The sequence below is a fragment of the Escherichia sp. KS167_9B genome (assembly GCF_030295215.1).
GTDB classification, from domain to species: Bacteria; Pseudomonadota; Gammaproteobacteria; order Enterobacterales; family Enterobacteriaceae; genus Escherichia; species Escherichia coli_F.
On the sequence record NZ_AP025754.1, the window covers coordinates 2,847,403 to 2,860,515 of the forward strand.

Annotated in this window: 18 protein-coding genes, 3 tRNA genes and 1 pseudogene; 7 read left to right on the forward strand and 15 right to left on the reverse strand. The window is 49.1% G+C overall.

Translation table 11 applies throughout. The features are described from left to right. Nucleotides 1–249 precede the first annotated feature (249 nt). The 15 genes and pseudogenes from QUE34_RS14140 to QUE34_RS14205 form a co-directional block, all read right to left on the reverse strand. On the reverse strand, nucleotides 250–519 hold the full coding sequence (locus QUE34_RS14140) for a Shiga toxin Stx2a subunit B (RefSeq protein WP_000738068.1): 270 nt from the start codon (nucleotides 517–519) through the stop codon (nucleotides 250–252). An 11-nt stretch (nucleotides 520–530) separates the two neighbouring features. Beyond that, nucleotides 531–1,490 carry a Shiga toxin Stx2 subunit A gene (locus QUE34_RS14145; RefSeq protein WP_000649753.1) on the reverse strand — a complete coding sequence of 320 codons (960 nt, stop codon included), beginning with the start codon at nucleotides 1,488–1,490 and terminating at the stop codon, nucleotides 531–533. Between the two features lie 90 nt (nucleotides 1,491–1,580). Continuing rightward, nucleotides 1,581–1,657: transfer RNA gene (locus tag QUE34_RS14150), tRNA-Arg, on the reverse strand. A gap of 13 nt (nucleotides 1,658–1,670) precedes the next feature. Further along, nucleotides 1,671–1,747, reverse strand: a tRNA-Arg gene (locus QUE34_RS14155). 9 nt (nucleotides 1,748–1,756) lie between these two features. Then, nucleotides 1,757–1,832: transfer RNA gene (locus tag QUE34_RS14160), tRNA-Ile, on the reverse strand. A 40-nt stretch (nucleotides 1,833–1,872) separates the two neighbouring features. Beyond that, a pseudogene (locus QUE34_RS28610) lies at nucleotides 1,873–1,986 on the reverse strand (site-specific DNA-methyltransferase); the annotation flags it as partial. Nucleotides 1,987–2,273: 287 nt separating this feature from the next. After that, nucleotides 2,274–2,708, reverse strand: a complete 435-nt coding sequence (locus tag QUE34_RS14165; protein WP_001204880.1) for an antiterminator Q family protein — start codon at nucleotides 2,706–2,708, stop codon at nucleotides 2,274–2,276. Next, a complete protein-coding gene (locus QUE34_RS14170; protein ID WP_000144764.1) occupies nucleotides 2,701–2,895 on the reverse strand; it encodes a phage NinH family protein in 195 nt (64 codons plus the stop codon). The genes QUE34_RS14165 and QUE34_RS14170 overlap by 8 nt, the downstream gene beginning before the upstream one ends. Next, nucleotides 2,892–3,455 (reverse strand): recombination protein NinG, encoded by a 564-nt coding sequence (locus tag QUE34_RS14175; RefSeq protein WP_000813671.1) that lies wholly within the window; start codon nucleotides 3,453–3,455, stop codon nucleotides 2,892–2,894. Before QUE34_RS14175 ends, QUE34_RS14170 begins: the two co-directional genes overlap by 4 nt. A 7-nt stretch (nucleotides 3,456–3,462) precedes the next feature. Continuing rightward, nucleotides 3,463–3,912 (reverse strand): DUF1367 family protein, encoded by a 450-nt coding sequence (locus QUE34_RS14180; protein ID WP_000402092.1) that lies wholly within the window; start codon nucleotides 3,910–3,912, stop codon nucleotides 3,463–3,465. Next, nucleotides 3,912–4,883, reverse strand: a complete 972-nt coding sequence (locus tag QUE34_RS14185) for a DUF7146 domain-containing protein (RefSeq protein ID WP_001694414.1) — start codon at nucleotides 4,881–4,883, stop codon at nucleotides 3,912–3,914. Before QUE34_RS14185 ends, QUE34_RS14180 begins: the two co-directional genes overlap by 1 nt. Beyond that, nucleotides 4,873–6,393: a DEAD/DEAH box helicase gene (locus QUE34_RS14190; RefSeq protein WP_001694415.1), complete on the reverse strand. Its 1,521-nt coding sequence runs from the start codon at nucleotides 6,391–6,393 to the stop codon at nucleotides 4,873–4,875. Before QUE34_RS14190 ends, QUE34_RS14185 begins: the two co-directional genes overlap by 11 nt. Beyond that, nucleotides 6,387–6,764 (reverse strand): hypothetical protein, encoded by a 378-nt coding sequence (locus QUE34_RS14195; protein WP_001271433.1) that lies wholly within the window; start codon nucleotides 6,762–6,764, stop codon nucleotides 6,387–6,389. Before QUE34_RS14195 ends, QUE34_RS14190 begins: the two co-directional genes overlap by 7 nt. Before the next feature lie 207 nt (nucleotides 6,765–6,971). Beyond that, nucleotides 6,972–7,241 carry a hypothetical protein gene (locus tag QUE34_RS14200; protein WP_001115081.1) on the reverse strand — a complete coding sequence of 90 codons (270 nt, stop codon included), beginning with the start codon at nucleotides 7,239–7,241 and terminating at the stop codon, nucleotides 6,972–6,974. 54 nt (nucleotides 7,242–7,295) lie between these two features. Next, a complete protein-coding gene (locus QUE34_RS14205; RefSeq protein WP_001240876.1) occupies nucleotides 7,296–7,499 on the reverse strand; it encodes a Cro/CI family transcriptional regulator in 204 nt (67 codons plus the stop codon). A 95-nt stretch (nucleotides 7,500–7,594) separates the two neighbouring features. Here QUE34_RS14205 and QUE34_RS14210 point away from each other — a divergent pair, with 95 nt between their 5' ends. The 7 genes from QUE34_RS14210 to gamL all read left to right on the forward strand — a co-directional run bounded on the left by QUE34_RS14210 (nucleotide 7,595) and on the right by gamL (nucleotide 13,103). Beyond that, nucleotides 7,595–8,308 carry a LexA family protein gene (locus QUE34_RS14210; RefSeq protein ID WP_001056250.1) on the forward strand — a complete coding sequence of 238 codons (714 nt, stop codon included), beginning with the start codon at nucleotides 7,595–7,597 and terminating at the stop codon, nucleotides 8,306–8,308. 94 nt (nucleotides 8,309–8,402) lie between these two features. Then, nucleotides 8,403–9,872 carry an Eco57I restriction-modification methylase domain-containing protein gene (locus QUE34_RS14215; RefSeq protein ID WP_000939558.1) on the forward strand — a complete coding sequence of 490 codons (1,470 nt, stop codon included), beginning with the start codon at nucleotides 8,403–8,405 and terminating at the stop codon, nucleotides 9,870–9,872. Next, complete coding sequence (locus QUE34_RS14220) at nucleotides 9,869–10,822, forward strand: BsuBI/PstI family type II restriction endonuclease (RefSeq protein ID WP_001064714.1); 954 nt, start codon at nucleotides 9,869–9,871, stop codon at nucleotides 10,820–10,822. Before QUE34_RS14215 ends, QUE34_RS14220 begins: the two co-directional genes overlap by 4 nt. Before the next feature lie 629 nt (nucleotides 10,823–11,451). Further along, nucleotides 11,452–12,225 carry a Rha family phage regulatory protein gene (locus QUE34_RS14225; RefSeq protein WP_235160989.1) on the forward strand — a complete coding sequence of 258 codons (774 nt, stop codon included), beginning with the start codon at nucleotides 11,452–11,454 and terminating at the stop codon, nucleotides 12,223–12,225. A gap of 70 nt (nucleotides 12,226–12,295) precedes the next feature. Continuing rightward, nucleotides 12,296–12,508, forward strand: coding sequence for a cell division inhibitor protein (locus QUE34_RS14230; protein WP_000917252.1), 213 nt, complete (start codon nucleotides 12,296–12,298; stop codon nucleotides 12,506–12,508). An 11-nt stretch (nucleotides 12,509–12,519) separates the two neighbouring features. Further along, complete coding sequence (locus QUE34_RS14235) at nucleotides 12,520–12,801, forward strand: hypothetical protein (protein ID WP_000934196.1); 282 nt, start codon at nucleotides 12,520–12,522, stop codon at nucleotides 12,799–12,801. A gap of 20 nt (nucleotides 12,802–12,821) precedes the next feature. Then, nucleotides 12,822–13,103, forward strand: a complete 282-nt coding sequence (gene gamL / locus QUE34_RS14240) for a host nuclease inhibitor GamL (RefSeq protein ID WP_000995345.1) — start codon at nucleotides 12,822–12,824, stop codon at nucleotides 13,101–13,103. Nucleotides 13,104–13,113: the final 10 nt, after the last annotated feature.

The window sequence follows — 13,113 nt, forward strand, 5'->3', positions numbered from 1 at the left end:
TTGGTATATGCCTAATCTCTGTATACTGCATGGTGCCGGGTGCCTCCCGGTGAGTTCGGCCTGGTACCACCGAACCCGTGTCGATAATGAATCACAAGCAAGGATTTTTCACCAGTCGCCCCTCCACACAGGGGGATTCACCATGCGAAATTTTTTTAACAAATGCTCAGTCTGACAGGCAACTGTCAACTGACTGAATTGTGACACAGATTACACTTGTTACCCACATACCACGAATCAGGTTATGCCTCAGTCATTATTAAACTGCACTTCAGCAAATCCGGAGCCTGATTCACAGGTACTGGATTTGATTGTGACAGTCATTCCTGTCAACTGAGCACTTTGCAGTAACGGTTGCAGATTCCAGCGACTGGTCCAGTATTCTTTCCCGTCAACCTTCACTGTAAATGTGTCATCCTCATTATACTTGGAAAACTCAATTTTACCTTTAGCACAATCCGCCGCCATTGCATTAACAGAAGCTAATGCAAATAAAACCGCCATAAACATCTTCTTCATGCTTAACTCCTTTATTTACCCGTTGTATATAAAAACTGTGACTTTCTGTTCAGAAACGCTGCAGCTGTATTACTTTCCCATAATGTATTGTTTATTTTTATAACAGGCCTGTCGCCAGTTATCTGACATTCTGGTTGACTCTCTTCATTCACGGCGCGAACAGAACGCGCCCCCTGATGATGGCAATTCAGTATAACGGCCACAGTCCCCAGTATCGCTGATATATTATTAAAGGATATTCTCCCCACTCTGACACCATCCTCTCCCCGATACTCCGGAAGCACATTGCTGATTCGCCCCCAGTTCAGAGTGAGGTCCACGTCTCCCGGCGTCATCGTATACACAGGAGCAGTTTCAGACAGTGCCTGACGAAATTCTCTCTGTATCTGCCTGAAGCGTAAGGCTTCTGCTGTGACAGTGACAAAACGCAGAACTGCTCTGGATGCATCTCTGGTCATTGTATTACCACTGAACTCCATTAACGCCAGATATGATGAAACCAGTGAGTGACGACTGATTTGCATTCCGGAACGTTCCAGCGCTGCGACACGTTGCAGAGTGGTATAACTGCTGTCCGTTGTCATGGAAACCGTTGTCACACCGGGCACTGATATATGTGTAAAATCTGAAAAACGGTAGAAAGTATTTGTTGCCGTATTAACGAACCCGGCCACATATAAATTATTTTGCTCAATAATCAGACGAAGATGGTCAAAACGCGCCTGATAGACATCAAGCCCTCGTATATCCACAGCAAAATAACTGCCCGGTGGGGTGTGGTTAATAACAGACACCGATGTGGTCCCCTGAGATATATGTTCAAGAGGGGTCGATATCTCTGTCCGTATACTATTTAACGAAGAGACATAACTTTGTTGGGTCGAAAAGTCTATCGTAAACTCCCGGGAATAGGATACCGAAGAAAAACCCAGTAACAGGCACAGTACCCATTTAAATAATATACACTTCATATACAGGTGTTCCTTTTGGCTGAAGTAATCAGCACCAGACCCGGCGCAGATATAAAAAAGGCCCGCAAAAGCGAGCCTGGTAAATAAATATGGCGCGTTGTACTGGATTCGAACCAGTGACCGATTGCTCAGAAGGCAATTGCTCTGTCCGGCTGAGCTAACAACGCATAATGCAGATAATGGACCGCCATCGAGGACTCGAACCCCGCGCAGCCAGCTTCGAAGGCTGGCGCTCTGTCCCGATGAGCTAATGGCGGTATGTGATATGGTGGCCCTTGCTGGATTTGAACCAGCGACCTGGCGATTATGAGTCGCTCGCTCTCACCACTGAGCTAAAGGGCCGGGCGCAGGATAATAACGGTACGTAACTAATCCTGCAATATCATCCGTTCTGACTGACTACATTCTGAACTTCCCTGACCGTCTGCTCAAAACGCCCGCTCTCCAGCTCAACGCCAATTGCACGACGCCCTAGCGCCATTGCTGCTTTGACGCTACGGACATAAAAAAGCCAGCCACTGGGGGAGGCTGGCAAACTCGTAGAGCAAAATGCTGTTACGCAAACTTCGTTACAGGGTTATCCTGCAATACTTAAAATATACAATATTTAGAAAACTAATAGTGCTATATGCGATTTTTAAGATTTTGTTATTAATTACGGTCGCACCTTCCTTTCTGTGTACTTTCCGTATAGCTCACAGGATTCGGGGTACAAAAAAACCCGCGCATCGGCGGGTTCGACTGCGTGGCAATGTAACCACTCTTATCATGATATGCAGATTTTTACGATCGTAAACTATTTTTTCGCTGATAAAATACAGAGGTTCTCCCTCCCGGCAATTCACGCTCAACATACCGATCCATCTCAAGCCTCACTCCCAGCATCATCAGCATGCCTTCAACAATCCCCTCCGCTTTGTGAAGGCGTTTACCTATACAGGTGTCAGAGCACCCATGTTTCCGTGCCAACGCCATGAACGTCTCCCCCAACACGTAATAATCAACCAGCAAGTCATGCAGATCGCGATTGTTCCGGTAAAGGCGGGCTATGCACCCGCATATCACCATCGCATCATCGTCACAGCACTGTGGACGTGATTTTACTTTTTCGGGGATCAGTCCCTTAAATCCGGCAGCAATGGGCGACCATGTAACATCCTCATAGTTATTTGCCGCCCATGCCCCCCAGCGCTCAAGAACCTGCCGGATATCACGCATCAGTATCTTTACCCCATCCGCGGTGAACCATAAGAACACCGTTGACGATAGCGTGTCTTTTCCCTTCTTTATCGCCAGTGTATTTTCTGACCGTGTTGCGACTACAGTTCAGTATTCTGGCTACCTCGGTCTGATTTTCATATGCCTCAACGAGCATGTCAGGAATGGTTTTTACTGTGAACGTCATGCGGCCTCACTTCTGCTGTTTCGCAGGTCTTTAAGTTTCTGTTGATACTCTGCCTTGATCGCCTTGCACTCTTCGACAGTCCAGCGGTGGCGACTATGGTTTGATTCGATTTCGTCTACTGCTTCCTGCCCGATGCGGTTAATCAGTTCGACACGATACGGAACGAGATTTCCGCTTTTGTACTGGTTACACACCACGCATTGCTTATGGATATTGCGTTCATCAAATCTGAGCTGAGGTGCCGCAGCTGTTGTACGGTAATGGCCTGCATCCCACTGGGCTGAATCGAACGTCCCGCATGAAACACACGGCAAATGACGGTCCCGCTCCCTGATATAAGCATTCACAGCCTGTTGTGCCTGCTTAATCCAGTAACTGCGGGGCTGTAAGTCCCTCCTGCGCGCTTTCAGCTTGTCTGCCTGCTCTTTTGCTGAAGCTATCGCCTTTTCTTTTCTGACCAGTTCCAGTGCGCACTGACCACAGCAAACTTTCTGATATGAGCGGAACGGCACAAACGAGGAGCCGCACACTTTGCATTTTTTTGGTTTACGTTGCTTCATCATCACCTCAGAAAAACGACAGCAGGCGGTTATTCAGTTCAGGATTGTTTGAGCGCCCGAACACATGTTTTAACGCGGCATTAATCATTGCGTTGTAGCAACGTTCAAACTCATCCTGATCCATATTCGCGTAACTCAGGCTTTTTGCCCGATATCTCACCTCGCCTCTTATGGTTGTGACCACATCATAGAACCCGGCAAGAATTGTCAGATTTTTACGAAACTCATCAAACTGCGTCGCTTCATCAGAGAATTCGTATCCAGCATGTTCAGCGCACCAGTACTGAAAGCAGAAATTAAGAAAAGCGAACATCTTCCGGTGAAAAGATGGGTTACGGGTAAGTTTTGCTTCCAGTGTATACAGCTCACCGTTTTTAAATTTTGCCAGTCGGGGTAAATCGCGCTCATACGCCGGTACAAATACGCCATTAGCCGCCTTGATCATCTCTATTTCCATCAGGCAGCCTCCGCTTTGAATTTGCGCGTCAACACATGTTCACGGGCTTCACACCCCTGAATGAGCATGTCGTTAAAATCCGGCAAGTCAGGCCAGCGAATGCTGACCTTCTCAACGTCATTACGACTCATGAGATTCTTATGCCCACATTTAAAGGCAGCCGCCAGACCTGCGCCGTGCTCATCATTGTCTGCAAAGATAATCAGGTGATTAACGCCTGGTGGCGCAATAAACTTCTCCATAAAACCGGAGTTCATTGTTGACCACACATTGCAGCGGAAGATTTGACGGCATGAAAGCGCAGTTTCGATACCCTCGGCTATCCCCAGAGTGGACGACACCGGATACAGGCGTATTGCCACCGATTTGGCATGCTGCAAACCAGGCAACTCCTGTAGCGCGGTCATTTTTTTAGCCGCCTCTACATTCGCCTTGCGATCACCATCCAGCAACGTACGATGCAGATAGCAAAGAGAACCTCTGTCATCTGTTGCAATGGCGTAAATTGCCTGATATTCGCGCCCGCTGGCGATCTGACGGTCACAAAAACGCACGGATTCGGTCGGTAACTGGAGTATTCCCCTCCCCTGCAGGTACGCCTCACCTGTTGTGCCCCGCAGACACGGGAGTCCGGCAAACTTATCCATGACCAGCTCCCGCTTTCTGCTTATCTCTGTTACAGGCTGGCTGACTTTCTCCCTCTTCCAGGTATTTCCGATCAGCCGATCGATTTCATCACACAACGTCACCCAGGGCTTACCCGTGGCAAGTTGCAACAGATTCATCCCGTCCCCGTGACCACAGACACAAATCCATGAACCGGAACCATCCTTATCATCACAGCGAAATTTACCTCTGGCACCACATATCGGGCAGGGGCCGCTATAATGTTTCAAGCCAGTAACAGGAGGCATGCCGTAATATTCAAAAATTCGCCCCCAATGCCCGGCCGCTGCCTTCTTAGTCTGCATGCTGGCCTCCTGTCATGGCTTTCTTGCGCCCTTTGGCATAGGCAATGGTCTTTGACTTGATGAAGTTGTACACTTCAACTGAGGTTTGCAGCGGCGCATTACTGAAGCCTTTAGGCCACACACCGAACTTCTCCTTGTAGGTATGAGCGCACCATCCGTCACTCAGGGGTTTACCCGTCGCGTTGCGGTAATTCTGATACCCCTTGATCTCACTCCACCAACGCTGCTTTTCCTCGCGACTGTATTCGCGTTTCCCTTTGTTTACGCGAGAGAGTTTTCGATCGCGGTCTGTTGCCACATCATCGCCACCAAGAGGACGAAACCCACATTTGGGACACATGTGTACACCAGCAGGCTTCATGAAGTGGCATTTGGGGCATTCTCTGGGAAGTTTCTCAGCCTTAACCTCGCCACCGCCAGCAGACGCTTTCATTCCGTCATTTTTACCCGGCAGTTCGTCATACTCGATATCCTCGGGGAAGCCCAGCCGATGAACCGTACCAGAATGGTCGAAAATCAACGCACGTTTTTTACCTGGGGCTGTACGTAACGCTCTACCTATGCACTGCAACCAACGGATTTCTGATTTTGTCGGACGGGCGTAGATCAGGCAGCGAACATCGCTGTCAAATCCCGCAACCAGTACACCAACGTTGACAATTATTTTGGTCGCGCCCTCTTCAAAACGGCGAATGATGTCCTGTCGTTCATCATGGAGGGTATCTGCCGTCATCACCTCTGCGCCAATACCGGCCTGTAAAAACTCACGGGTAACAAAATTCGCATGCGCAACATTCACGCAAAAGCAGATCGTCGGCAAATCCTCGCCATTCTCAAGCCAGTTGCGAACGATATCGCCAACCAGATCCGAACTCCCCATGATGGATGCGAGCTGCTCCTCGTTGTAATCCCGTCCAAATACGGTGTTACTGGTTTTTACGCCAGCCAGATCAGGCATTGAGGGGGCAAAAAACTCGTAATCGCTCAGATCACCACGCTGAATAAGTTCACGAATCGTTGTAGGCTTGATCAGGCATTCGTAGTACTTCCCCATCCAGGCTGCGAACGGGGTGCCGGAAAGTCCAAGAACCCTGATGTCTCTGTCCCGGATAACCTCAAGTAACGCACGACGCTTCATGTGTGCTTCATCGATGATCAGCAGATCGATGTTGTCAGGAAACTCACGACGGATCAGCGTGTCGGCACTGGCAATCTGAATCAGTCGTGACGGGTCATAGTTAGGGTGATCACGCCATACAAAACTGATTTCTTCCCACGGCAAACCGTATTCGGTGAAACGTTCCGCTGTCTGGTTCAGCAGGATGGTGTACGGACAGACAAACATCACCCGCATACCACGTTCAACCATTCCGGCAGTGACGAATGCTGCAAGACCAGTTTTGCCAGAGCCAGTGGGTGCATACATCAGGTACGTGCGATGCAGTTTCCACTGGTGCCGCAGCTGGTTTAAACCGCGCTCCTGAGCAAAGTTTGGGGTGATTTTCAGCATGACGCCCCCTTGCCATTCGCCGGGATGATATCGATCCCAGCATCGCTATAACTGGTCAGTTTCTTTGGCATTCGAAGCAACACAAAGCCTTCAGTGCCACGACGTGCCAATTCACGCAATTTCATGACTGAGCGGGGTCGCGGAGAGCTACGATCGATCTCGATAGCCACACTCCCACCAGTTTTTGCTGTTGCGAGAATATCAACACGGAAATTTCTGCCATCGATTCTTACTGTGACATTGCTTGCCACATGCATCCCCTGTGACTCAAGGATCGTTACGACATCAGCCAGAAAGCTGTAACGCTCCTCTGTTCTCAGTGGTACAGTGCTCAGTGTACGGATCAGTGCCGATTTGGTTGCTGCTGACATAGTTTATCACTCAATAGTTAGCTCGATAATTATTTCACCAGAAACTATCGCGCGCTTATACAGTGATCTACCTAACCTATGTACCTGCCTTCTGGCCTAGGCCAAGGGATACAGGCCTTACCAACGACTCCACCCCCTTACCCCCTCCTCGCTTCCTTTCAGGAAATTAGTTGCATGTGAAATTATTTCTAGCGCAACTAACCGCCATCATGGTGTCGGGGGAAACTTCCGTACCGCTACTGGCGAAAGCATCCAGCCACGGCTGGCTCTCGCGTACTTCTGGACATACACCCGTAACCGGGTGTTGGCGCTCCGTCTTGCCCTGTTGCCCTTCCTGAACGATACAGGCTCCTTGTCCCACTCTTCCTGGTACACTCTCGCGTACTCTGCTGCAATTTTTACCCGGGTGGTCGGGTCTAGCTGTAACAATTGCTCCTGTATCCAGTCCCGATCAGCATCACAGTACTGCTCGGGCATAACCGTTTTGATTTGCCTGTTCACTCACACCTCCGATGGGCTGTGTGTCCAGGATTAATCATCGCCTCTTACGAACGCAGGGAACGGACGAACCTCTTCCGCCTCAACTGTGCCGTCATCAAAGGTTTTGACGTATATTTCTCGTCCGACGAGAAGCGCTTTACTGATTGCACTCTGCGCCACGCCAAAGTCCTTAGCGGCTTTCTTTTGGCCGAACCTGTATACGTAATCAGCCAGGGTCTCTTTTTTCATCGCCATAACTGACTCCTTCAAAATGCCCATATCATTACGCACAGTTATTAAAATGTCAACACCGCAGATATTTCATTACATATAACCAAAGGTGATATGGTATGAACATGAAAAAGAAACCGTTAACCCCTGAGCAACTGGAAGACGCCAAGCGTCTGAAAAGTATTTTTAACGCTAAAAAGAAAGAGTTAGGCCTGTCGCAGGAATCATTAGCCTATGAATTAGGTGTTACCCAAAGCGCTGTTAATCAGCTAATGGCTGGCATCAACGCCATAAATGCCAGCCACGCAGCACAGCTTGCTAAGATACTGAATGTAAAGGTCGGAGATTTCAGTCCCAGCCTGGCAAAATCTATTGCAGAAATGGCGCTCGCAATTGAAGAGCCATTAACTCGTGTCCCCGCTTACGAATATCCGTTACTCTCCTGCGTACAAGCTGGCGCATTCTCAATGGATGATATTTCGTACACCGCAAAAGATGCGATTAAATGGATCTCCACCACCACAAAAGCCAGTGACAGGTCGTTCTGGCTGGAGGTCAAGGGGCATTCAATGACCGCACCGCAGGGTGGTAAACCCAGCTTCCCTGAAGGTATGCTGATACTCGTTGACCCTGAACGGGAAATCGAGGATGGCGATTTTTGCGTGGCCCGAATGAACGGCGATGAATTTACCTTCAAACGATTCATTCGTGAGAGCGGTAAAGCGTACCTGGAGCCGCTCAACCCACGATTCGACATGATTGAGTGTAACGAAAACTGCCAGTTTGTCGGAAAGGTCATCAAATCGCAGTGGAATGATGAGACTTTTGATTGAGCTCACAGAGTGATTTGACATCCTTCACGCCTGAAGAATGTGGAGGATGTCAAAAGCACGTTGGCATCATCATGCCACGTAAAGAGGATTAGTTATGCTTCAAAAGCTAGACGTCGCAGACAGCGTGCGTCGCGAGCTGTCTCCCCGTACCGCGCGTAAACACAAAGCAGAGTTCGGCCAGTTCATGACGCCTTCTGGCGTGGCCCGTTTTATGGCCTCCTTGTTTCCACCGAGCACAATGAAAACTTGCCGTCTACTGGACGCAGGCGCTGGTTTAGGCGCACTGTCTTGCGCCTTCCTCGACCGTTGGCTGGTTGGCGAGTTTGGCTTTGAGTCTGTCGAGGCAACAGCCTACGAAATCGACAAAAAGCTGTGTGGTCACCTTGCGAAGCACTTAACCGGGTACAGGAGAGTGACGCCCCGCATCATCGAAGGGGATTATATTGAGCTGGCAACCGCCGAAGGTCTACAGGATCGAGGTTATACCCATGCAATACTTAATCCGCCTTACAAGAAGATCAATAGCCAGTCAGCCCACCGGCAGGCTCTTCGCACTGTCGGTATCGAGACGGTAAATCTGTATTCCGCCTTTGTTGCACTGGCTGTAGGTGAGGTTGCACCTGGCGGGCAGATAGTGGCCATAATCCCACGTAGTTTCTGCAACGGACCGTATTACCGTCCGTTCCGTAATTTCATACTTGAGCGGGCAGCAATCCGCCATATTCATTTGTTCGAATCACGTAGCAAAGCTTTCAGGGATGACGATGTGTTGCAGGAAAATATTATCATCCGCCTGGAGCGTGGAGGCCGTCAGGAGGCTGTTACAGTCACAACTTCGACCGATGATAGCTTTTTTGACCTGGTCACCTACGAACACCCATTTGACCAGATTGTGTACCCGGACGATTCGGAGCGGTTTATTCATGTGCCGACCACGCTCGAGAAAAGCACCATTGAGTTATCATCTGCCGTACAATGTTCGCTGGCTGATATTGGCGTGAAGGTATCGACCGGACCGATAGTTGATTTCCGACTGAAAGCTCATTTGCGCAGCATGCCAGAAGAAGGAACTGTTCCCCTGATCTACCCGAGCCATTTGAGTATGAGTAGCACTGTCTGGCCTGTGGAAGGTTTGAAGAAACCCAACGCAATCATGCGCAACGACGAGACAGAAAAGTGGCTTTACCCGAACGGTTTTTATTGTGTGGTGCGTCGTTTCTCGTCGAAGGAGGAAAAGCGCCGAGTGGTAGCAAGCGTCGTTGATCCTGCTACCTTCAGTGAGTATTCAGTGTTGGGATTTGAAAATCACATGAACGTGTTTCATGAGAACAAACATGGGTTACCCGAGGCGCTGGCCCGTGGCTTGGCCGTGTTCCTGAACACTACCGCAGTGGATAAGTACTTCCGTCGCTTCAACGGGCATACACAGGTCAATGCAACCGACCTCAAGATGATTAAGTACCCAAGCCGTGACACTCTGATAGAGCTTGGCAAGTGGGCTATGCAACAAGAAACTCTCACGCAAGAACATATTGACGCTAAGCTAGGAGCTCTGACTGCATGAACAACCAAAATGATTATATTGAGGCCGCTCAGCAAATTATAGCATCCTTAGGCCTGCCCAGAGCGCAGCAGAATGAGCGTTCTGCTTTGTGTTTGCTGGCACTCCTGAACCTCACACCGGGAAAAGCATGGGCCGACGCGGAAAATCCGCTTGTGGGCATTACACCAATCATGAATTGGGTTCGGGAGCACTACGGCAAGGTCTACGCACCCAATACTCGTGAGACATTCCGCCGCCAGTCTATGCATCAGTTCTGCGCTGCTGGAGTAGCCCTCTACAATCCGGACAAGCCCGATCGCCCAGTGAACAGCCCGAAGGCTGTTTATCAGATCGAACCTGCTGCTCTGTCCATGCTACGCACTTTCGGCAGCCCGGCATGGCACGATAGCCTTGCAACCTATTTAGCCGAGCGTGAAACGCTGGTTACCCGCTATGCTAAGGAGCGCGAACAGAATCGTATCCCTGTTGAAATTGCTGCGGGCCAGCAAATAACCCTCAGTCCCGGCGAGCACAGCGAACTTATCCGTGCCATAATAGAGGACTTCGCCCCACGTTTTGCTCCGGGTAGCGTGCTGGTCTATGCTGGCGACACTGGCGAAAAGTGGGGCTACTTCGACGCTCCACTGCTGGCCGGGCTAGGTGTTGATGTGGATTCACACGGTAAAATGCCAGATGTGGTGCTACATTTTACTGCGAAAAACTGGCTGCTACTGGTTGAGTCTGTCACCAGTCATGGACCGGTTGATGGGAAGCGGCATGCTGAGCTTGCCAGGCTGTTTGCCGGATCAACAGCCGGACTTGTCTATGTGACCGCTTTTCCAAATCGCTCCATCATGGGGCGATATCTTGGTGAAATCGCATGGGAAACAGAGGTATGGGTGGCTGATGCACCTTCTCATCTTATTCACTTCAACGGAGTGCGATTTCTTGGCCCCTACTCTACTGAATGAGAACAGGACCAGATAAATAGCCCGGCCCATGCGCCGGGTTTTTCTTTGCATATCCCCTCCTGTTATCTGTCCCCTTAAAAAATAAATCACTTTAAAAATCAGTTAAGTAATATTTTTTCACCCCCAATAACCACTAACGGTATTTACATAAAAATCACCGCAAGTTATATTTCTTTCAAGCCAGAAACATCGCGCCCTTACACAGGGCTACATAAATCAGTCGTACGGCGCGACTTAACCCGCCGCAAAATGCTCTTTAACAACCTGGAGCTTTACAGCGTCAATGACCTGTTTAGACCCCTACACGTAAACGTGCTGTATCATCGGGTGCGATCCGGTCGATGAGAGAGTATCCCCGCGCGAGAGCGAGAACGGCGTGAGAACGGGCAACACTGGCAGGAAGTTGGCGCTGACCAATACAGGGAATGTTTTGGGGTGCAGGCGGCACCGCCAAAGCGTTTCTGAGAAAGGACGGTATTGACTGCGTGTGATGTCGGGGGCTATATTTGGCGAACACCTTATAAAACGGGTGTCGGGATTAGGACCCCGCTGACAATCGAGGCGATACAGACGCGCCAGCGTCTTTTTTTGTATCGATATACACGCACATCTTATCAATGGTGGGCTGTATGGGGCCGACTTCGGTCGGGCTGGTTCCCTTGATTGCCAGTAGTCCTAACCCTGTACAGTCCACCGCCAGCGAGCTTAGGACCTCCTGCGGTGGTTCTCAATCACCAATCAAGGAGGCTGCCATTATGGCTACTATCCCTGCCCTTTCTCAACCTGAAATCACCATTACCAATGGTCGCGTTGTCACAACGTCTATTGCTATTGCTGAATTTTTTGACAAGCGGCACGACGACGTTTTAAAAAAAATCCGATTGATGGATTGTTCTACGGAATTTAACGCCCGCAATTTTGCGGACGTTACCTACACCGACGCCAAAGGCGAACAACGCCCAATGTACCAAATCACCAAAAACGGATTCGTTTTTCTGGTGATGGGCTTCACCGGCAAAAAAGCAGCTGCATTCAAGGAAGCCTACATTGCTGAATTCGATCGCATGGAAAAACAACTATGGGAACAGAAACAACTGGCCCTGTCTTCTCCTGCGATGAATATCAATTTCCCTTTATCGTGGTTTTCAGAGCATCACCCCTATGCCACGATGAACTATGTTGATAGAAATACATTGCAGCTTGATACCTCCGTCTTATTCGACATGCCAAGCCCTGCAATGCGCATATTTAATGAATTACGTCGTAACGGCTATAACGTCGATGCAGCTGTCGCCGAATTTAACGCCTTCAAGCATCTGACGGAAGAAATGCGCCGTAAATTGCTGGATATTTCCCGCACATCGGAAAAATCTTCCCGCTTTGGTTTCAACGTTAATCTTTAATTAACCCCATCCCCGATCACATATCGGGGATTAAATAAAATATCTGGATTAATTAACCGGAGGATTTGTCATGCTCAAACCTCACTACGGAACCGCATTAGTTTCTCGCGAGGACGTTAAACCCGGCACAGCAATTCTTTACAACGGGCGTTATTACATGGCGTCAGCGAACGTTAATAATGCACTTTACGCACATTCACTGATTGAAAAAATTCGCATTATCTCAGATGCAATAGAAGTTTACCTGAACAATAAAGGCCAACCGTTAATCTCACCAGCCTGAAAGGAAATATCATGCTCAATCAAAAAATAAATATCAATGTAAAAAGCGTCGTAACTCCAGCAGGAACGATAATGGGAGAAGTTTTTATGGATGATAAAATCATCGCCTATTTTGTCATCCTGTCTGATGAGGCTATTTCTGTTATTGATACGGAAGGCAATGTTATGTTTATCGCGGAACATCCAGAAGACATCGCATTACAGGCCGCTGCATATTTCTTCGCTAAGGAGCAGGAGGAAGAATGTAACTGCCCTGTATGTCAGCTTTCCCGACAAATTAATTTAATGCATTAACCGGAATCAGGAGTTCCGCCATGAACGCATACCTCACCTGCGACCGCATAGAGGAGCGTCGCTGGATTAATCAGCAAATTCAGGATGAAAAGGATAAATGGATTGATGATCGGGCGCAGGAGCTTATCAGCATGTTCCCCGATAAACCATTGCTTATGAGCAGCCTTTTTTTACCCAAAGAAGCCCAACTAGCACTCACTGGCGAAAAAGCTGAAGAGGCGTACAACGATTATATCTCAGCGATCGCCTATGCTCGGGCGGAAGAAGAATGGGAGAGAAAATTCTCCCCCTGTCCTTTCTGATTTTCAGGAC